21 protein-coding genes and 1 pseudogene are annotated in these 21009 nt (G+C 40.6%); 1 reads left to right on the top strand and 21 read right to left on the bottom strand.

The window, feature by feature from the left end; genetic code table 11:
• Positions 1-19 precede the first annotated feature (19 nt).
• The 9 genes from deoD to E2R31_RS05020 all read right to left on the bottom strand — a co-directional run bounded on the left by deoD (position 20) and on the right by E2R31_RS05020 (position 8601).
• On the bottom strand, positions 20-730 hold the full coding sequence (deoD, locus tag E2R31_RS05060; protein WP_132973183.1) for a purine-nucleoside phosphorylase: 711 nt from the start codon (positions 728-730) through the stop codon (positions 20-22).
• Positions 731-1131: 401 nt separating this feature from the next.
• Positions 1132-2415, bottom strand: a complete 1284-nt coding sequence (locus tag E2R31_RS05055) for a chloride channel protein (RefSeq protein ID WP_049518560.1) — start codon at positions 2413-2415, stop codon at positions 1132-1134.
• A 2-nt stretch (positions 2416-2417) separates the two neighbouring features.
• Positions 2418-3227 (bottom strand): purine-nucleoside phosphorylase, encoded by an 810-nt coding sequence (locus E2R31_RS05050; RefSeq protein WP_049518558.1) that lies wholly within the window; start codon positions 3225-3227, stop codon positions 2418-2420.
• On the bottom strand, positions 3224-3772 hold the full coding sequence (locus E2R31_RS05045) for a DUF1697 domain-containing protein (protein ID WP_132973181.1): 549 nt from the start codon (positions 3770-3772) through the stop codon (positions 3224-3226). Before E2R31_RS05045 ends, E2R31_RS05050 begins: the two co-directional genes overlap by 4 nt.
• Before the next feature lies 1 nt (position 3773).
• Positions 3774-4985, bottom strand: a complete 1212-nt coding sequence (locus tag E2R31_RS05040; protein ID WP_132973179.1) for a phosphopentomutase — start codon at positions 4983-4985, stop codon at positions 3774-3776.
• Between the two features lie 23 nt (positions 4986-5008).
• The gene (gene rpiA / locus E2R31_RS05035) at positions 5009-5692 is read right to left on the bottom strand and encodes a ribose-5-phosphate isomerase RpiA (protein WP_132973177.1); all 684 of its coding nucleotides are present in this window, start codon (positions 5690-5692) and stop codon (positions 5009-5011) included.
• A 105-nt stretch (positions 5693-5797) separates the two neighbouring features.
• Positions 5798-6727, bottom strand: a complete 930-nt coding sequence (locus tag E2R31_RS05030) for a peptidase U32 family protein (protein WP_044020909.1) — start codon at positions 6725-6727, stop codon at positions 5798-5800.
• Between the two features lie 124 nt (positions 6728-6851).
• A complete protein-coding gene (locus E2R31_RS05025; protein ID WP_084947782.1) occupies positions 6852-7532 on the bottom strand; it encodes an ABC transporter ATP-binding protein in 681 nt (226 codons plus the stop codon).
• A gap of 13 nt (positions 7533-7545) precedes the next feature.
• Positions 7546-8601 carry an ABC transporter permease gene (locus tag E2R31_RS05020; protein ID WP_132973175.1) on the bottom strand — a complete coding sequence of 352 codons (1056 nt, stop codon included), beginning with the start codon at positions 8599-8601 and terminating at the stop codon, positions 7546-7548.
• Between the two features lie 385 nt (positions 8602-8986).
• Here E2R31_RS05020 and E2R31_RS05015 point away from each other — a divergent pair, with 385 nt between their 5' ends.
• Positions 8987-9271, top strand: coding sequence for a DUF3270 family protein (locus E2R31_RS05015; RefSeq protein WP_132973173.1), 285 nt, complete (start codon positions 8987-8989; stop codon positions 9269-9271).
• Between the two features lie 61 nt (positions 9272-9332).
• Here the strand turns inward: E2R31_RS05015 and E2R31_RS05010 are convergent, their stop codons facing one another.
• The 12 genes and pseudogenes from E2R31_RS05010 to E2R31_RS04955 all read right to left on the bottom strand — a co-directional run.
• Positions 9333-10670, bottom strand: a complete 1338-nt coding sequence (locus E2R31_RS05010; RefSeq protein ID WP_132973171.1) for a sensor histidine kinase — start codon at positions 10668-10670, stop codon at positions 9333-9335.
• On the bottom strand, positions 10660-11334 hold the full coding sequence (ciaR, locus tag E2R31_RS05005; protein WP_000590630.1) for a two-component system response regulator CiaR: 675 nt from the start codon (positions 11332-11334) through the stop codon (positions 10660-10662). The genes E2R31_RS05010 and ciaR overlap by 11 nt, the downstream gene beginning before the upstream one ends.
• Positions 11335-11443: 109 nt before the next feature.
• Positions 11444-13990, bottom strand: coding sequence for a M1 family metallopeptidase (locus E2R31_RS05000; protein WP_132973169.1), 2547 nt, complete (start codon positions 13988-13990; stop codon positions 11444-11446).
• A gap of 122 nt (positions 13991-14112) precedes the next feature.
• On the bottom strand, positions 14113-14553 hold the full coding sequence (locus tag E2R31_RS04995; protein WP_132973167.1) for an ASCH domain-containing protein: 441 nt from the start codon (positions 14551-14553) through the stop codon (positions 14113-14115).
• A complete protein-coding gene (locus tag E2R31_RS04990; protein WP_132973165.1) occupies positions 14550-15398 on the bottom strand; it encodes a putative PEP-binding protein in 849 nt (282 codons plus the stop codon). The genes E2R31_RS04995 and E2R31_RS04990 overlap by 4 nt, the downstream gene beginning before the upstream one ends.
• Before the next feature lie 41 nt (positions 15399-15439).
• Positions 15440-16168, bottom strand: coding sequence for a GNAT family N-acetyltransferase (locus E2R31_RS04985; RefSeq protein WP_084947764.1), 729 nt, complete (start codon positions 16166-16168; stop codon positions 15440-15442).
• A 7-nt stretch (positions 16169-16175) separates the two neighbouring features.
• On the bottom strand, positions 16176-16655 hold the full coding sequence (locus tag E2R31_RS04980; RefSeq protein ID WP_084947761.1) for an NUDIX hydrolase: 480 nt from the start codon (positions 16653-16655) through the stop codon (positions 16176-16178).
• Between the two features lie 10 nt (positions 16656-16665).
• Positions 16666-17364: a 3-oxoacyl-ACP reductase gene (locus tag E2R31_RS04975; RefSeq protein ID WP_132973163.1), complete on the bottom strand. Its 699-nt coding sequence runs from the start codon at positions 17362-17364 to the stop codon at positions 16666-16668.
• Positions 17357-17593 (bottom strand): DUF2829 domain-containing protein, encoded by a 237-nt coding sequence (locus E2R31_RS04970; protein ID WP_000141913.1) that lies wholly within the window; start codon positions 17591-17593, stop codon positions 17357-17359. Before E2R31_RS04970 ends, E2R31_RS04975 begins: the two co-directional genes overlap by 8 nt.
• 96 nt (positions 17594-17689) lie before the next feature.
• Positions 17690-18616 (bottom strand): aldo/keto reductase, encoded by a 927-nt coding sequence (locus tag E2R31_RS04965; RefSeq protein WP_132973161.1) that lies wholly within the window; start codon positions 18614-18616, stop codon positions 17690-17692.
• 112 nt (positions 18617-18728) lie between these two features.
• Positions 18729-19585: pseudogene (locus tag E2R31_RS04960) on the bottom strand (DNA/RNA non-specific endonuclease); the annotation flags it as partial.
• A gap of 170 nt (positions 19586-19755) precedes the next feature.
• Positions 19756-21009, bottom strand: a 1254-nt coding sequence (locus E2R31_RS04955; protein ID WP_243701292.1) for an N-acetylglucosaminidase, incomplete at its 5' end; no start/stop codon positions are given.

The following is a 21009-nucleotide window of genomic DNA, read 5'->3' as shown; positions in this document are numbered from 1 at the left end:
CAGGATTTTCTTTTACAATTTACTCTGCAATCAAGGTTTCCAAACCAACCTTCATCATATCGGTGAAGGTATTTTGGCGTTCTTCTGCAGTAGTGTCTTCATCTGGATTGACCAAGCTATCAGAAATGGTCATGATAGCAAGTGCATCGACGCGGTGTTGGGCAGCCAAGTAGTAAAGTGCTGCTGCTTCCATTTCGACAGCTTTAACTCCCCATTTACCAAGCTCAATATTCTTTTCAAAGTAGTTTGAATAAAAGACATCTGATGACAAAACGTTTCCAACGTGGGTGGTCATACCGTGTTCTTTGGCGATATGGTAGGCCTTGTCTAGCAAGTCAAAACTAGCGATTTGTGGGAAATCATACTGTGGCCAGTCGTTGCGGATGATGTTTGAGTTGGTTGCAGCTGCTTGCGCCAAAACCAATTCACGGACGTGGACATCTTCATTCAAAGAACCAGCAGTTCCCACACGGATCAATTTTTTCACACCGTAGTCCACAATCAACTCACGCGCATAAATCGAAATGGACGGCATCCCCATCCCAGTTCCCATGACCGATACACGGTGACCCTTGTAAGTACCAGTGTAACCAAACATGTTACGCACTTCATTAAAACAAACAGCATCTTCAAGGAAATTCTCCGCAATAAATTTCGCACGAAGAGGATCCCCAGGAAGAAGAATTTTATCAGCAATTTCACCCTGCTGAGCAGCAATATGGATAGACATAATATAAGATACCAAACCCGTCAAAAAGCGAAGGGAAAATAGGAGTTGGGCGCAGTGAGCGATGCTCGCTAGACCAACTATCTTTTTCCCACTGCTTTTAGGGTGGGTTCAATTCCTTTCTTTCTTAATTTTGATAATAAATAGGAGAATAGCTCGGGTTCAATTCAAAACCAAACTACCCTACTTTTCAATGTTTTAGAAAAGTTTTCCGCTCGTGTTCAAATTAGAACACTTCGCTCTACCTTTCTTTATTTATTTTTATATTTCATAGCTAGGAAAAATCGTATTCAATCATGACTCCGACGAGCCTAGTTCATTTTTATTTCAAACAGTTATTGATAAACTGACAATAGTTTTTAATCCTTTAAGATAAATCCTTGATTAGAAGAAACGGGTATTTCCTACCTAACTACTTTATTCTTTGACATCTTACACAGTATACTAGCCCAAGGAAAGCGGTCTAACACTTTTGCAAAACCATAAGCTAGGAAAGCCGTTACTAAGAGATACGGAAGAGAATCTAAACCTAACCCAGTGAAACCAATTACTAATCCAGTTGCAGACCAGGGAGCCCTCAAGGTCACAGATAAAAAGCAAACCGATCCCAAAAGCAAAATGCTTGACTGGCTGTCCAAACCTAGAATCATGGCTAAGAGAGCAGCTCCAGCCATCCCCAAGGCAAAAGATGGCGTAAGAGTACCACCATAGGCCCCTGCCCAAAGGATAATAAGAACGACCACTGCTTTTAGGAAAAACATGAGAAGCACTGTTTTACCATCGCTACCATTTATAATTTCCTGAGCCATCATGCGTCCATTGCCAAGTAGATGTGGAAAGTAACTTGCCAGACCAACAAGAAACAGAAAAACTGAGGGCAAAGTGAGAAGTATTCGTTGATCTTTTATCTTGTTTGAAGACACTTTTTTACTTAAGCGACCAAAAAGCCAAGCTAGGGGAGTTAAGAAAAGAAGTAATAAAGGGACAATCCACACTTCCTTTAATGACCATGTGATAGCTGGAAGCTGGTAAAGAGCATGATCTGAAATAACCAAGCCTGCTATATAGGTAGACACATAGGTAGTCAAACCGACTAAGACAAATCGCTTGATAGATAAAGTAATTCCTAGAGTCTCAAAAACGAAGAAAGCACTTGTTAAAGGAACCTGATAGACAGCTGATAAACCAGCACCAGCACCACAAGCAAGGAGAAAGATTCGATCCTTCATAGACAGTATACATATTTTTCCAATTGGACCTGCAAATAGGGCTCCAATCTCTCGTGGTGCAGCTTCTTTGCCAATAGGTGCTCCCCCTCCAACTGCAATAATCTGCCAAATTGAATGAAATAGCTGTTTTAAAAAATGAAGCTTGTATTGTGAAGTCTCATCCTTCATCTGAGCTTTGATGGAATAAATCTTCGACCTTTTTTGCAAGAAGTACCAGACTAAGGACGAGCTAAGACCCACGATTATTAAACTTAGTCCTATCCGTGAGGAGGAAACTCCATCTGTCAAAAATCCATTATGATGCTCTGAATGACCAAAAGCTAGCCACTCCGCCATCTCTAAAAGATAATGGAGAAATATACCAGATAAACCCGAAACTATTCCTTGCAGAATTACTGCTATGAATAATCTAAGATTATAAGGAATCTTTCGAAAAATTCTCCTCAATTCTATTAACATGATTACAATTCAGCAAGAATCGCTTTAAGCAAGCCTTTGAAGTCACCTTTGACACGCTCTGTCACTTCCACAACTTCTTCGTGGTTGAGTTCTTCTTGGAAACCAGCAGCATGGTTAGTAATACATGAAATTCCTAGAACTTTCAAGCCTGAGTGGGCTGCCACGATAACTTCAGGAACCGTAGACATACCAACCGCATCTGCTCCCAGTGTCTTATAGGCACGAATTTCTGCTGGGGTTTCATAAGTCGGACCAGTTACACCAATATAGACACCTTCATCAAGCTTGATACCAAGTTTTTTAGCCACTTCATGGGCAGTAACGCGGTATTCTGGCGTGTAGGCCTTGGACATATCCGGGAAACGAGGACCAAAATCATCCAAGTTTTCACCCATCAACGGATTTTGACCCGTAAAGTTGATATGGTCTGAGATAGCCATCAAAGTACCAGGACCGTAGCCGATACCTCCTGCAGCATTGGTTACAATGACACCTTCGCATCCGAGAACTTTCATCACACGTACTGGGAAAGTCACGACTTCAAGAGGATTGCCTTCGTAGAAATGGAAACGACCTTGAAGAGCCAAGACCTTGCGACCTGCAAGTTCTCCATATACCAATTTACCAGCGTGACCAACTACTGTCGAACGACCCCAGTTTGGAATGTCTACATAGTCTACTACAACTGGATTTTCAATTTCTTCTGCAAGTTCTCCTAGACCTGATCCAAGGATTAAACCAAACTCAGGCGCTTGGATTCCTTTATCTTTCAGAAAAGCAGCTGTTTCTTTGATCTTATTTAAAAATGTCATTGTGTCTCCTTTATTATTTGACCAATTTTGTCAAAAGTTTTAGCATTACGAATGGTGATTTGGCGGTAGAAAGGCATCTTGAGTAAGTACTTGTGATAGGCAGTTGCATAGTAAGATTCTTCAGAGAATTTCCCCCAGAAAATCCCAAGTCTTCCAAAATGAACCACTTCATCTTTCAGTTCCAAACTTTCAACTTTCTCAATGACTTGAGCCACATCCAAGCCCTCCGTGTAAAAGAGGACATCCTTTCGTGCCAAATCTTTGGTCCACCATTCAGGCAGATTTTCAAGTTCCGCTTCAAAGTCCTCAAGACTCAGTAACGAAAAGCTCTGAATAAATGGATAATGGACTGCAAAGAAAGTTTCTAACTTTTCCACCAATCGGGCCTTGGAATCTGTCGAAGTAAAGAAAATATTGCCACTGTTGATGTAGGTCTCAACCTTCTCCAAACCCAACTCTGTCAATTCTTGACGAAGCTCCGCCATGACAACCTTATTTTTCCCACCTACATTAATGCCCCTTACCAGTAAAGCATAGCGTTTCATCTTATACCAATTTATCTAAGAAACTTTCCCCAATCATGGCAGTTTCAATACCAAAGTTATCGGCAACAGTCGCTGAGATATCTGCGAAATGTCCGACTGGAATGACACCATTTCCCTTAAAGCTAGGGCTGTAAGCTAAAAGTGGAATATATTCACGAGTGTGGTCAGTTCCAGCATAGGTTGGGTCATTTCCGTGGTCCGCAGTAATCAAGAGAAGATCGTCCTCTCTCATAGCAGCGATAATTTCAGGTAAGCGTTCATCAAACTCATGCAAGCAATCACGGTAACCATGAGCATTACGACGATGGCCGTAAAGGGCATCAAAGTCAACTAAGTTTGTGAAGGAGAATCCTTTTTCAAACTCAGCAAGGCTCATAGTCTTCAATAGCGTATCAATTCCGTGGCTGTTTGACTTGTTGTGGCCCATATCATGATTGATTCCTTCACCATTAAAGATATCGTTGATTTTTCCAACAGCATAAGTATCGATGCCAGCTTCGTTCAATTTATCCAAAACAGTTGGTGCAAATGGAGATACTGCCAAGTCACGACGGTTTGCTGTACGAGTGAAGTTACCTGGTTCACCAACATATGGACGGGCAATGATACGACCTAGAAGAGCTGGACGCTCAAGGGTAATCGAACGAGCATATTCACAGATACGGTACAATTCATCTAAAGGGATGATGTCTTCGTGGGCAGCAATCTGCAAAACAGGGTCAGCTGAAGTGTAGATAATCAACTCCCCAGTTTCCATCTGACGTGGTCCAAAATCATCGATAACAGCTGTTCCTGAGTAAGGTTTGTTGGCTTCACGAATGACCTTGCGTCCTGAAAATTCTTCGATTTTTGTCAGGATTTCTTCTGGGAATCCGTTCCAGAAAGTATCGAATGGCTCAGTAATATTGAGTCCCATGATTTCCCAGTGACCAGTCATGGTATCCTTGCCTAGAGATACTTCTTCCAATTTTGTTGCATAACCTGTTGGATTGCTTTCAGCTGGTACAGTCTTAAGAGGCGTTTCGCGAGGAATATTTCCTAGACCGATTTTAGCCATGTTTGGCACATTCAAACCAACTGTTTTGGAAATGTGTCCTAGTGTGTCAGAAGCTCCATCTGGAACCCCTGCATTGACAAAGTTATTGGCATCTGGTGCAGCACCGATTCCCACAGAATCCAGTACCACCAAGTGAATTCGATTAAATTTTGACATAGTCTGTCTCCTTATTTTTTTAATTAGTTTGCTTTTGTTGAAGTTAAAATCTGAACGCCATCTCGTCCCGCTACGATGACCTTATCCACCATTTGGTTGAATAAACCGTGCTCTACGACACCGACGACATGGTCCAATTCTTGCCCGAAGGCAATTGGATCTTCAATAACATCCAAGGCTAGGTCAATGATAAAGTTCTGCATATCGGTCACAAAACGTTGGCCATCTTTTTCACGGAAACTTGGTTTGTAGCCAGCTCGTTCAAACCGACGAAAGACCTGTTCTGCACCATACTGAACTACTTCCACAGGCAATTTAAAAGCACCTAGTTTCTCTACCAGTTTGCTTTCATCTACCACCCAAATGTATTCTTTTGAGGGCGTTGCGACAACCTTCTCCATCAGAAGGGCACCACCACCACCTTTGATCCCGTTGAACTGGCTATCTACTTCATCCGCCCCGTCAACCGTCACATCGACAAAGTCTACTTGATCAATCGACTTGAGAGGGATGTTAAGACCTTCAGCCTGTTTACTGGTCACACTGGAAGTCGTTACAGCAGTAATCTGCAAACCTTCTTCCTTGATCCGACGACCTACTTCCTCTACGAAATAGTAGGCAGTTGATCCAGTACCGAGTCCAACAACCATACCAGCCTTGACAAACTGAGCAGCCTTGATACCTGCCATTTTCTTCAGATTTTCCACTCAAACACCTCCATTAAAGAGCTATTTTTATTATAACATGTATCCGTTTTTATTTCATGGATACACTGGAAAAACCCGAACATTTTTATTTCGGGTTTTGGTGTCCTATTTAACCATATCAGGATCGTAATCATAGAATCCTGTGTCTAGGAAACGGTTTTTAGGGTGTAACTTGCGCACTTCCTCATCTAACAAGAAGGCTTGGTCATGGCTGAAATTCCCCTCTTGGATCAAGCCACGCGCTTGAATAAAAAGTTTAGCAATCTCAACAAAGTTTTGACCTGGTGTGTAAAGTCCCTCAAGTTTCCAGTGAGTAAAACCATGCTCCACCAATTCTGTCAATTTGGTCATCAAATCAAGGTCGTTGTTGGCAAAGATGTGGGTACCATGATTGTCCTCAAAGATGGAATAATGGCTTTCTGGGTCACTCGGCTCTGCCAAGAAGAGGTCACGTTTACGCGTCTTTTCATCATCGATATGCGTAAAGTTATAGTAGTTTTGTAAGAGCGGACGTTTAGAATGGTGAATGACACTGGCTCCGTAAACCAACACTTCAGCAGGAATTTCCAAAATCTCAGGCATCTTAAAGAGCTCAGCAGATGGAATTTCACGCGCCAAAACCGCCTCAGATGCGCCAGCCTTTTGACCCCAGAAGTTAATCTGACGGCTACTTGTCACCATGGTTGAAGCATCGTAGATGGTCTTAAAGGAATAGCCATCACGGTTGACCACATAAAAGACACCTGCATCTCCAACAGTAATATAGTCTGTCTTGATTTCTTCCAAGAAGTCTAGGAAAGGTTTGATGCGGTCCATCATATCTTGGTGCATGAGGGCATTAACCGCGACAATCAGTTCCTTGCCTGCTTCATGAACCAACTTAGCAATCTCACGCAATTGGTCATGACTAAAAGTCGTTGGCAGACGAAGGCCAAAATCTTTCTCACCAACATAGATACGGTCTACGCCAGCTTCGAGTAACTGTTCAACTTGTTCAATACTTTCAGCAGTTGCTGTAATGATAATCTTTTCCATAAGAAAAATTATACCACATTTCTCAAAAATCAGCTATGGTTACTGAGAGTTTCACAAAAAGTTAAACTTGTTTCTATCTTTCCCAATCAAAAAGTGAACAGTAACTTGTACCATTCACTCTATTTTATGCATGTGTTTCTTCAACTAGGTGGCCATCTTTCATGACATAAATACGGTCAACCTTATCAAGAAGGCGAGTATCATGAGTAATCATAACAACTCCTCTACCTTGTTCATGGGCAATGGCAGCCAACATCTCCGTTACTTGGTAGGCACGCTGGGTGTCTAGACTGGCTGTGGGCTCATCTGCAAGCACAATGCTAGGATTGTTATAGAGCGCTCTAGCAATCGCGGCACGTTGACGTTCACCACCAGATAGAGCTTTGGGATACTGATCTTGAACTTTTTCCAAATCCAACAAGTCAAAGAGTTCTTTTCGGTCACTTTTACTATTTTTTCCCTTATCTAGTCTGTCAATCAAATCCAGCTGTTCCTTGACCGTTAGAAAAGGAATTAAGTTTGAAGCCTGGAGAATGAAACCAAACTCTCTAAAACGGAGATCTGTTTTTTCCTTCTCCGTCAAACTGCCTGTTTCCTTCCCTTTGACTAGAATCTTTCCACTCGATGCTTCCTGAAGTTGTCCTAGAGTTGTTAGAAAGGTCGTCTTTCCAGAACCTGAAGGCCCAACGATAGCCACGAACTCTCCCGCATTTAGCTGAAAATTCGTCTCATGCAGGGCTACGACTTTCATCTTTCCTTCCCCGTAGGTTTTTGTCACTTGAGTCATTTCAATCAATGCTGTCATACAATTCTCCTTATCATTCTGCAATTGCAGTAATCGGGTCCACCTTTAGCAAGCGTGGAAGTGAAATGACACCACCTAGAAGGGCCATCAAGCAAATTACCAAACTTAGGACAGAGTAGGCTATCCAACTTGGGTAGAAAAAGAAGGTAGCTGGTAAGACTAAAATCACTCCACCAATAGCAAGCAAGGCTAAAGCAATCCCCATACCAGCTAGGAGGAAGATTTGACAGAAAAGAGACAATACAATGGTTTTGATCTGTATTCCCTGAGCTCGCATTATTCCATAAAGTCCAAGTTTTTGGATGGTAATGATATAAACAAAAATCCCCACAATCAAGCCTGTGATAACAATCATAGCAAGAATCATTCCTGAAAATACATTAACCTGAGGTGTGTAACCAGGAATTTTCGATATCATTTTTGGAATGGAAATCTGTTTCAGTCCATCGCCAGCCTCTTCTATGTCATTTTTCAATACCAAGGCAGAGATAGAACGATTGGCTTTCAAGGTTCCTTGTAAGGTCCAATAAGTTGTCAGACTCGTAAAGACAACAGGCTCAGTGAAAAATTTATTTCCTTGAGTCAGGCCTACAATCTTGTAACTTGCCTCGCTTCCATTGAGCTGAATGGCATCGCCTAGCTTAATCCCATAGTTCTCAAAAGACTGATCCACGACAACCTCATCATCTCCTTCAGGATAACGACCCTCCGTCAAACTAGGTGAGATAAAAGCGTCCCAGTCTTGAGCAAAAATGGAAACATTGACCTTTTCACTACCATCGACTAGATTGGTCACAGCGAACATATAGCCCAATGGAGCAGCCTCTTCTGAATTCTTATCCTTGTAGTCCTTTTCAGGAATAAAAGATGCCGTCAAATTATCATTTGCGTAGTCAGATAAAACCACACCCGTCGCTTGCCAGTTATCAATAGCGGCTCGATTGTTTCGCACGAGACCAAGGGCTAAACTGGTCATAAAAAAGACCATAAAAGCGATAAGAAAAATGGTAGTTAGAATCAAACTATATCGAAGTTTGTTTCGTACTATTTCTTTGATAGCAAGATACATGCTTATCTCCTTTAACATTTCCCAGAGGTAGTTTAAAAGCCACCCAGACCAATAGACAGAATCTCTGTCCTTCCATCCATTCAAAACAACTCCTACCAATACTCTTCAAAAGTATCCAGGTAGCAACTCAACAAATCATCTTAGGAAAAAGCCTCAGCTTGCTATCAATTTATATAAGTTATCCTTTCCTTTCTCAGTATATTTATAATAGAGAAGGTTAGGTCATCTGTTTTAAGTGTAACATCCATGCTATCACTTTCCCTAGTAGGTGTCAAGAAGAGCGACTTAGATAATGATAAGAGACTTTAGTAGTTTTGTAACCATTCTGTAACAATTCTCTGCATAAAAAATGATAAAATAGTTAGGTACTGTTAAGGAGAGAATCATGTCCGCAAGAAAAATAGAAGCTTATGAGTTTGAACAAATTCCCGAATCGAAACAAACTCCGCTTTATCAAGATTATACACATGAAGCCCCAGTCGGCCCTAACCTAAAAGAGATTTTATTTTTTGTAAATATTGCTTGTTTTTGTATTTTTATGGTGCTTTTTAGCTTTATCTTTTTGGCCTTAAAACTAAATACAGCTTTATCCTTTGTCGCTGCAATGGGGACAAGCTTCGCCCTTTTACAACTTCAACGAAAGATGATGAAACGAAAATTTTCAAAATAAAGGTTGGTACTACTACCAACCTCTTTTCTAGTTATCTGAGACAGTTATAAAACTGTCTTTTTTATTTATTCTTTCGTTTTGAAGGAGATTGGATGGCAATCTTAACTTCAAAAATCGTTCCTCTAGGTTTGTTATCTTTTACGCTAATCGTTCCTCGTAAGGCATCAACAATCTGCTTGGCCAAAGAAAGTCCCAAGCCAAAGCCACCTTTCTGACGGGTTCTCGCCTTGTCTACACGGTAAAAACGGTCAAAGATTTTCTTCTTGTCAGGAGCTGAGATTCCAATTCCGTTATCCGTTACTGTAAGATAGAGGTGGCGATCTGTAGCATAAACCACAAACTCAATTTTTCCATCTTCTTCGGTATACTTGATGGCATTGTCAAATAAGATGGTCATGAGCTGTTTTAGGAGCAACTGATCGGTCATGAAGGGACGATAAATCCGATTTTCATAGTTAAAAACTCGATCATTTTCAGAAGCAATCAACTCATAGTTAGAAAAGGCTGTTTTAAAGAATTGCGGAGAAACTTCTGCTATTTCTGGTTTGATTCCATCATCGCGACGTGCAAGGTTGAGAAGATTGGTCGTGAGGAAGCGCATGTTGCGAACTTCTTCAAGGCTCGAAGCAATACTTTCGCTGGATTCCATGATTGTTGCCTCTGGTTTTCGAAAGAGGTTCTCTAAACGATTTTGTAAAACGGCCAAAGGCGTTCTCAGTTCGTGACTCGCATTTTCAACAAAGGATTTCTGCTTTTGCATGCTTTCCAATAGGGGTTTGACACTGACGCGTGCCAAGTAAACACTGGCAATTAAAGACAGGAGCCAGAAACTAGCCATGACTACAACAATTAAATGCTCGTGGTTTTGGCTGATTTGCTCGAGCTGGCTGGTATTGATTAAAACCGCTGCATACTTGACGTTACTCGAGACGGAAGACAAATTGGTTTCCATCAAAATCATCCGATAGGTTTCTTCCTGACCATAGCTATTGACAACTTGGATTTGGCGAATGTGATTCAACTCTTTTTTGTCCAGCTTGATCTTGTCCAAACCTAAAAAGCGATTGCCCAGTAAGAGTTGGTTAAAATCCTTGTCAAAGAGCAAGACTTCCGTATTGGAGCTGACATTGGGCTTGATTTCAGCCTTGTTGGCATCCGCTGTTGCTGGTTGAATATCCTTGACCTCTTCAGTTGCCCGATTCAGGGCTAACTGGATAACCGCTTGGGGACTGCTACTAAGGGCTTGGAGTTTTTCATCTACAGAAGTGTAGAGACTCGAGTGCATGACCTGGAGGATAATCAAGGTCATAGCAGAGAAGATCAGAGTGAACACTCCAAAGTTTCGAATGAAATAGCTGAAATCATCCGCATACCATGTTTTTTTTAGTTTATTGAACATCTTTTAAAATATACCCGACACTACGCAAGGTTTGAAGATTTTCAGCAAAGGCTGTTCCCTTCAATTTCTTACGAACTTTTGAGACATAGACTTCTACAACAGAAATCGTCGTATCGCTATCAAATCCCCATAGACGATCAAAAATTTGCGTCTTGGGAAGAATAACATTTTGATTTTGAAGGAAGTAAACCAATAACTCAAACTCTTTTCCGAGTAGTTCCACAGGAGTATCTTCCACTTTCACTTCATTCGTTGAAAGGTTGACGACAATATCTCCATAAGTCAAGGTGTTTTCGTTAAACTTACCTGAACGTTTGAGAAGGGCTTGGATCCGCATTTTGAGTTCTTCTAGGTAGAAAGGTTTGGTGAGATAGTCATCCGCTCCCAATTCAAAACCATGTCCCTTGTCATCCAAACTCTCTTTTGCAGTCATGATAAGAACTGGTGTCGTAATTCCTTTTTCGCGCAACTCTTTCAAGACTTGGAAACCATTTTTTTCAGGCAACATCAGGTCAAGCAAAATCAAGTCATAGACGCCACTTTCAGCTTCGTAGAGACCTTCTTCTCCATCAAAAACCTGCATGACATCTGCAAAATCATCTAAAAAGTCAAATACTGAGTTTGACAGGCCTAGGTCATCTTCTACTAATAAGATTTTTATCATCAGAAACTCCTCCTTGTTATGATTATTATACCAAAATTGCCTTAAAAAAAACTCAACTCTCTCTTCTTTTAAGATAGAAAGTTGAGTTTTTGTTTACATTTCGAATGAATTAAGCTTTGCCATATTGAGCTACAACAGCTTCGACCGCTGCTTTCTCACGCTTAATCAAGTCAACACGCGCTGCGATATCCTTGATCCCCATGCGGATGTTACGGCTAAGAGCTAGGTCAGAAAGTTGTGGTTCAAAGAATTCCTTGTACTCTGCCAAGCGTTGCTCTGTCTTAAATACATGGGCAGGTAGGATAACAAAGCTATCAAAGCTCATATCTCCTCCAAGAGCTGCCTTGATCCAATCCCAGTTTTCACGCGCCCATACCCAAACAGTTTCTTGAGTTGCTTGGTGTCCGAGGAATTGGAGGTACCATGAAGAAAGGTCTTGTGGTTTCACCACAAATTTGTCCTTCCATGAACTAATCAAGGTTTGGATATTATCATCATCTGTACTATATGCTAGAGCAGCTGCCAACTGGCGTTTAAAGACCGCATCAGTGGCATGAGTGTAGAGGTCCAGATAAGTTGCGACCAAGTCCTTGGTCTCATGATGTTTCATCTCATTGATGAGAACTTGTGCACGGATGGCTGCTGGAAGGCCTGCAAGATTCTCCTTGTGAGCTGCAAAGATTTGGCTAGCGACTTGACTAGCTTCTGTATCATTTGAGCGAATCATCATAGAAACGGCCAACTGACGAACCAATTCGTCTTCATCTGATTCACCATCTTTAGCTTCAAAACCAAGATGGTCATAGTTGTGACGAGCCAATTTAGCAACGAGTGTATTAAAGGCTTTCTCAGTTTCTGTTCCTTCATCGATAAAGCGCTCAAGGGCAGAAATCACTTGAGAAACAGCTGAAACCACAAGGTAGGACTCTTCCTTAGCAAGTTTATCAAGGACTGGGAGCAAGTCAGCATAAGAAATGTGCCCTGCTTCAGCAAGCAAACGACGTTCTTGAACGATTTGTAGTTTGCTTGTGTTATCAAGTGTTTCTAAGTCAGCAAGAACAGCTTCTAACAAGTCTCCTTGATAGTCTGTAATGTAGTGGGCTGTATTTTCAGTGTTGAGACGAAGGGCTCCTTTATTTTCAGCAAGAAGAGCTGCGTAGCCAGGTATTTCGATACTTTCAGTTTCAAGTGTATCAGGCAAACCTTTCCAGTTGCTGTTGAGTGGGACAACCCAGAGACGGTTCTTGTCTTCGTGCTCACCGATGAAGAATTGTTTTTGTGAAATCTTCAAGACATCATTTTCAACTTTTACAGTGAGAACTGGATAACCAGGTTGTTCCAACCAAGAATCCATGAAGGCTGCAACATCACGTCCTGATGCTTGTCCGAGAGCATTCCAAAGGTCACGACCAATTGTATTGCTGTATTGGTGTTTTTCAAAGTAAGCATGCAAGCCTTTAGCGAAATCAGCATCACCGAGCCAACGGCGAAGCATGTGCATGAGACGGCTTCCTTTAGCATAGACGATAGCGCCATCAAAGAGCGTGTTGATTTCATCTGGGTGTTTAACTTCAACGTGAACAGACTGAACACCATCCGTCGCATCACGTTTAAGCGCAGCTGGAACACCACCTGTTTGGAAGTCCTCAAAGATATTCCAACTTGGCTCGATGGCATCCACACAGACGTATTCCATCATGTTGGCGAAGCTTTCATTGAGCCAAAGGTCATCCCACCATTTCATAGTCACGAGGTTACCAAACCATTGGTGGGCAAGCTCGTGGGCGATAACAAGGGCAACTTGCTGACGGCTGGCAAAGGTAGAGTTCTCATCCACAACCAAGTAAACTTCACGGTAGGTCACAAGACCCCAGTTTTCCATAGCACCAGCTGAGAAGTCAGGAAGGGCGATATGAAGCGATTGAGGAATTGGGTACTTAACTCCGTAGTAATCTTCGTAGAACTCAATTGAGCGAACGGCGATGTCCAGTGAGAAATCAAGGTTAGATAGTGGGTGAGCTTTGGTTGAGTAGACACCTACGAGGGTACCGTTTTTAGTTTTAGCGGTCACACCTTGCAAATCACCTGCTACAAAGGCTAACAAGTAAGAAGACATACGAGGTGTTGTCTCAAACTTCCAGATACCTGTTTCCTTGCGGTGTTCAACATCAATCTCAGGCATGTTTGACAAGGCCACTTCACCTTCTGCTTGGTCAAAACGTAGAGAAAGGTCAAAAGTTGCTTTGGCTTCAGGCTCGTCCACACATGGGAAGGCTTCACGCGCAAAATGGCTCTCGAACTGAGTTGACAAAACTTCCTTCTTCACTCCATCAACTGTGTAGTATGAAGGGTAAATCCCTGTCATGTTATCTGTGATTTTTCCTGAAAAAGCAATAACCAATTCAACTTGACCAACCTCAGCCAATTCGATATGAAGGGCTTCATTGTCATGGTCAACTGTAAATGGACGAGCTTGACCCGCAACTTCTACAGAAGCGATTTTCAAGTCTTTTTGGTGAAGGGAAATACGGTCACTCTGTGCTTGACCAGTGATGGTCACCTTCCCAGAAAATGTCTTGGTCTCACGACTCAAGTCTAAAAATAAATCATAGTGTTCAGGAACAAATTGCGTAATAAAATGTTCAACTGCTTGCATAGTTTTCTCCTATTCTAAGTTTAAGAGCTGCTGCTCTTCTTCAAACAAACTTATTATATCATGTTTTGCTTAAGAAAAAAGGATTGGACGGTGATTTCCAAAACTTTCTTCCTTCTAGCAATCTACTGTGGATAGACCTTGCGAAATTCTTCTAAAACAACCTTGCTGTCAGGTGTAAAAGTCAGTCCAGCCTCCCTCATCCACTCGGTGAAAAAGTCCTCATGAACCTGACGCCAATAGGCTAAAGATTTGTCTCCCTCCCCTTCCTTGTAGGCATGGTCAGCAGAAACTTGATGAAAGGGCTGAACGGAAACCTTTGTTATTTCAACAATGCAGACAGCCTGATCTTGACTGTCTAAAATAACATCGAAGGTTCCTTCTTGTGGAAGAGGTTCGTCTTCTAATGCATAGAGGTCATAGGCTGAGGCGGTTGCTGTCTTTTCGCCTCTTAGAACCAAATCTGCCAAGGTATCGGCTTCCACTCCAAAAGCCCAGGCATCTATCTCATCTCCAATCGCGGGGTTAATTTGCTTATACGCATTCCACATTTCTTGCGGTGTCATGGGTTGCTCCTTTGTAATTTTTTACTTACTTCTTTTATACGTTTGAGATGGTCTGGATGATCAATCTCTAAATTAAAAATCTCTGGAATAGAACTGTAGTGGATAATACACTTGATACCCATCTGATTCATTTTTTGTATGAAAGAAGCATTCAGATAGCCTGCTACAGCAAAGTCAATCTTTTTCATACTTGCTTTATCCTGCATATCTCTCAGCATATCTAACATTATTGGACTTTCCATATCATGCCATTGACTGTTTCTCACAGTCGCAAAAACAAAAGAAGTCAAATCATTCATTCCAACTATAATCTTTGAAATACCCGTTTCTATTATTCTGTCCAAGTCAAAATAAGCTGACGGTAATTCAATCATTGTGCCGACTTTTCCAGTAAAACCATGCTGACGTAATACTGTAATAGCTTGTTTTAATTGGTCGGCATCATTGACAAAAGGAAAAATAACAGACAGATTGGGATTTGTTTGATAAACTTCTGTAACGACATGTGCCTCAGCCTGAAATTCATTCGGACACGCCAACGAACGCCTGATTCCTCTATACCCAAATAAGGGGTGCCGTTCATCAAAATGCTCTTCAGTTCCCTCAAGATAATTAGCTTCTATATTCGTTAATTCCGAAAAGCGATACCAGACTTCTTCATATGAGTACAAGGAGCAAATAGCAACTAGATAATCTTTTACAAATTGCTGACAACTTGATAACAGTATGCTTTGATTGAGCTCTCTCAGTAAGTATTCTCCACGAATCATACCAACATGATGCAATAGTTGTGGGTAAACTTTTTCAGCGATTTTCTCGCCACTAAGGGCTAGCTGGTTTTTCATAGCCATTCACCTCGTCTTAAAAGATACAACATCAGATATCATTATATGACACTTTCCTCTAGTTCAAAAGCTTCATAAGGTTCAACTAACTCATATCCTAAAAATTCTGCTACTTTTTTGGAAGCCTCGTTATGAGCATCCCAAAGTGGAAACATATCTCTATTTAAACTCTCTAGAATCATTGTAGCACCAAGCTTTTTAGCAAATCCATTTCCTTGTTCGTTTGGTCTAGTTGCAACTTCCACTTCAACTGCTCCACGGTAGACTAAGCCTGAGGAAATCCCAGCAATCAGTTCATTATTTTTAAGAATCACAAAGCCAAATCCACCTTTTAAAACAAAATCCTGATAGGACTCAAAATCCCCCTGTAAATCTTGTGACCATTCTTTCTCAGAAAAACAGTTATAAATCTGATTATCAATAGGCACAATATTGTAACCTTTCTCTAAATCAGTAACTAGATCATTTAGAAATTCAACTTGAAAATTTTCCTTATCTTTAAAAGAATAGCGAGTAAAAGAATTTAGCCCTACTTTCCGATGCAGAAAATCTTGCCAATTGGTATTTTCTGAAATAATAATCTTATAATCTAAACCATATTTTCTAACAAAATCTTCCCAAAATCTAGAATCTAACTCCCCTGCTAGGTATAGAAAATTCCCAACATCATAAAAGCTTGTTGTCCTATCACTATTTCGGTAGACAGTTCCGATTTGAGATTTAAGACCATAGAGAACCATATTTTTCTTCCATGTTTTAAATAGTTCCATTATCCCCCTACTTCACCTTCCAATTTCTATAGCTTGTCATATCTAATTCTGGAAATCCTGATAATTCAGACTTAACCTTCAAAACTAATGGCGATGCATTTTCTGTAGTAATTTCTTCCAAATTCAACCAAAGTACATTTGCTGAATCATTACTTCCATCAAGAACCTCCTGAGAAATTGAATTTTGAGAGTGTTCAAAATCGAGTACTATATCATAAAAGGCCATGATATGATGTACTGCAAAGTCTTGCCCATCTTCTTGAACCAGCACATCATAAATCCTAGGATTAGCGTAACCCTTAAGCTTATATCCTGTCTCTTCCATAACTTCTCTAATCAGCGTTTCCGTCAGTCCTTCACCAAGTTGCTGACTACCGCCCGGTAGATCATAACGATGTTGATAAGGGCCTCTCGTTTTTTCAATGCAGAGTAACTTCCCATTTTCAAAGCAAATGCCATAGACTCCAAAGTGTTTTTTGATTTCCATTCAACTCCTCCTACTTCAAAGACCAGCCACCATCTATTGTCAAGATTTGTCCTTGCATGGCGCTCGCTTTTCCACTTGCTAGGAAAAGGCTAATCTCCGCTATTTCCTCTGGCTCAATCCAGCGCTTGATAGGCGTTTCACTAGCTACCCAGTCTGCCAATCCACCTGGTTCAAAGTCCGAAGCAGTCATAGCTGTCTTGACCGCTCCTGGAGCGATACCAAAGACCTGAATCCCAGCTTCTGCATAGTCTAGAGCCAACTGCTTGGTGAAGCCAGCCAAGGCATGTTTGGAAGAAGTATAAGCGTGTCCACCTCCGCCAGCCAGACTCGAAGCAATCGAACACATATTGATAATAATTCCTTTTTTATTTTCCAGCATTTGCATCAAATAATAGCGAGTCAACTCAACAGGAGTCACATAGTTGATTTCAAAAATCTCTTGAATTTCCTGCGCTGTTTGCTCCAAAAGTGGTTTGTAATCATCCAAGACTCCAGCAGTATTGCACAAAATATCCACCTGAGGACACCAGTCAAAAACAGGATCTAAATCAAGAGTTAAATCTATCTGTAAAAAGTGGAAATCACCGTCTAAGATTGGCTTTTCGACTTGATCCACACCGTAAACTTGATAGCCATTCTCTAAAAAGAGTCGAGCTTGAGCAAGTCCGATACCTGAACTCACTCCCGTAATCAATACACGTCTAGTCATGCACTTCTACCCAATCCGTTGCCAAAACATCACAAGGTGTCGGGCTCCACATGGAAAAACCTTCCCCTTCTCCAGACACGTTGATTAGGAAATAGGGCGTCACCTCAAGAGCTACACCATTTTGCTCAATGGTATCAAAAAGTTGGACGTAGTTTTCAGCCCCTCCCCAACCAGTTCGTACATATTTTTTCTTAGCCTTTAGTCCAGGAAGAATTTCTTCAAAAGTCATGATGTTCTCCTTTAATTCTATATTCTTCATTTAATTATAACAAAAAACCGTTTTCCAACGGCTTTTTGACTGTGATTTATTTAAATCTGCTTCTACTTACGGCAAATTATTCCCTGCTGCAAGATAAATTTCATACCATTCTTTTCTTGTTAAGCTAAAGTTTGCCGCTTGGCTAACTTCTCTCAAATGCTTAGGATTTGTTGTACCTACGACTGCCTGCATTTTTGCTGGATAACGCAATATCCAAGAAATGGCAATAGTTGAAGGGGTTACTCCATATTTAAAAGCTAGACGATCAAGTACTTGATTCAAAGCTTGAAATTTCTCATTACCAACAAAGTTCCCTTTAAAATACCCGAATTGTAAGACAGACCATGCTTGAATGACCACATCGTGTAATTTGCAATATTCAAAAACGCTGCCATCTCGCATAGTTGCTTGACTATCTTCCATATTAACATGAAAACCTGATTCGAATCCTGGAGTAAAAGCCGCACTCAATTGTAGCTGATTAACAGCTAACGGCTGCTTGACATCTTTTTTAAGCAACTCCATCATCATAGGATTTTGATTAGAAACTCCAAAATCTCGGACCTTACCTTGTTTATAAAGAAGATCAAAGGCTTCTGCTACTTGATCAGCTTCCATCAGAGCATCTGGTCGATGGAGAAGCAAGCTATCTAAATAGTCAACCTGCAATCTTTTTAAAATTCCATCTACTGATTCTAAAATATACTCTTTTGAAAAATCAAAATAAGTAAACTCTTCAATGCGAATGCCACATTTGGACTGAATCCACATCTTTTCTCGCAGGTCAGGACGATTGTTTAACACTTGACCTAGTAATTCTTCGCAACGACCTCCACCATAGATATCTGCCAAGTCAAAGGCATTGATTCCAACAGAAAGTGTTGTTTCTACAAGCTCTTCAACTTCTTTTACAGGCTTATCTTTTATTCTCATCATTCCGAGAACAATTTCTGATAATTCTTTGTCATCTTGACCAAGAGTTATGTATCTCATCAAATTTTTCTCCTTTAATTCTACATTCTTAATTTAATTATAACAAAATACCGTTTTTCAACGGCTTTTGGACTGTATATCTACTAAATTCATCCTACCACTGCAATCCGGCTTCTCTGATTTCTTTCTTTTCAGCTTCTTCTTTTTCTTCACCCTCTTTTTTGGCTTTTTCCTCAGCTTCCTTCTTAGCCTTTTCTTCAGCTTCTTTTTTTAGCTTTTTCTTCTTTGTTTTTAACTGTATTTTTAGCTGTACCGTCCAAGTAATTGATTTCCGCATTAGCTGAAACATTGTCTAAAACGACATGCGTCACTGAATACTGATCAACCTTTTCTTTACTACCACCCACCTTGATTTCCAAGAGTTTGCCTTTTTCATCTATTCCCACATACTGCAACTCAATCTGTCTCGGGATCAATTCGTCCTTTTGATAGATTGGGGTCACCTTGTAGTCAAGATAGTAGTTCGGATGATTGGCCAACCAAGAGTCCAATCGATTCTCATAGTAAAGCATACTTTCTTGATTAGTATTATCTGTACCATAATAAGTTCCAGCATTTAGCCAATTAGTCATAGGAACCAAGTTTTTCTTTTCATCATTCAATCCACTAAATTGATACCCTATCAAATGCCCTTGACTCATCAGCCAAGCTTCTTTTTTACCATCACCATAAAAGAATTTATAGTTGTGCCATCCAACTGGATCATAAGTCAACTTAGACTCTATCGCTGTCCTTAAGTTGAATATGAGCACCCGTTGCGCGTGATTTAGAATCCAATTCCCCAAGTTCTAGTTGCTTCTCATTTTTAAAAGGCAAGAGTCCAGCTTCTTTAAACAACTTTTCATCGAACTTGACTTGCTTCTGCTCGACTTTTTCTTCTGGAACCTTTGATTCTACCTTATGTCCATAACACGCAACTAGTGTTGTGATCGAAAACAAGGCAATTGAGAAGGATAGTAGCTTTTTCATAAAAATCTTCTTTATTTTTATATAGTGATTAGATTAACATCTCCTCTTTTATTCTACTATCATTTTGTTAATTATTCAAGACTAAAGAGACTGTTATTATACTATTTTCACTTCAATGCCCAAAACAAAACGATAACCACTTTTCAGTAGTTACCGTTGAGTTCTTTTGATTAGTCTTTCCCACCAAGTTTGCTATTGATGGTCATCATGATGCTGGCTATCTTCTCGCCCCAGTATGGATCAGAAGCATAGCGAACATTCATTCCTGTCGCTTTGTTTCCAAGGTGGTCTCTGCCATAGTCAATGTAATTTTCACGAATCCACTTAGCCGCACCGAGAATCCCCTTGTCCACATCATCAAATTTCTTGGCCGAGGCATATGGGCTCGAATCATAAGCCGCAATTCCAAAGAAGTTATTCTTATCCTTGGCAATCTGGCTCCGTCCCCAAGCACTCTCGAGTGCACTATGCGCCATCAAGTAAAGAGCATTTACACCATAGCGTTTCTCAGCTTCCTTAAAAATAGCACCCTTACCAGCGAGACGACTATCCCGAATATTCATCAAAGAATAAACTTTATCCAATTCAGCTGCGCTGTAATTACTTGGTTTAGTCAAATTTCTAAAGAGGAAGGGGTTTTCAATGGTAAAGCCATCAAAATGAATTCCATCAGTTGAATAATATTTCTTACCAATAGTCATAGCTGAGCTATGTGGCGCAACACGGAGACTTACATAAGGTGACAACTCATGGTAAAAATACTTGCCATCACTTGTATAATGAGGGACAAATTCACTATCTTTATCAATAGCTACTAAATCACTTTTATTCATGAAGCCGGATAAACCAGAAATATTGACTGGTATTTGACTATCTTTTTTAGATTGGGCATCCCCAAGTGAAACTATGGTTCCCTGTGATACATAACTCAATCTTTCACCAGAAGCACTATAAACATAAGCAGTAATCGGTTTTACTTTGTAATATTTTGCCTCTGAGATCCACTTCCCATTATTCTGGAAGGAATACTCTTTACCTTTGATCGTAAAAGTACCTGTTACATATCGACCATCATCTTTTAGATAGTACCAAGCATCGTAATCTTTGTCAAAAATCCATTCATTTTTGGCCATATAGCCACCAGATTTAAGGTAGTAAGATCCAATCCATTCACGGGAAGCATAGGCCCCACCTGATTTCAAGTAGAACCAGCTATTGTAGGATTTATCAAAAATCCACTCTTTTTCCGCCATAGCGCCACTATCTTTCAGATAGTAGTCACTTTTCCACTGGCTACTTGCCATCACACCATCGCTATTGAAATAGTACCATGTTCCTTTGATTTTTTCCCATTTATTGCGGGAAATCTTGCCTGAAGCTGTGGCATAGTACCACTTGTCAGATATTTTCACCCAATCATTTTC

This window comes from Streptococcus downii, from assembly GCF_004353325.1.
GTDB classification, from domain to species: Bacteria; Bacillota; Bacilli; order Lactobacillales; family Streptococcaceae; genus Streptococcus; species Streptococcus downii.
Note: the sequence above shows the minus strand (reverse complement) of the source record. Positions and strands in the feature narration are given on the sequence as shown.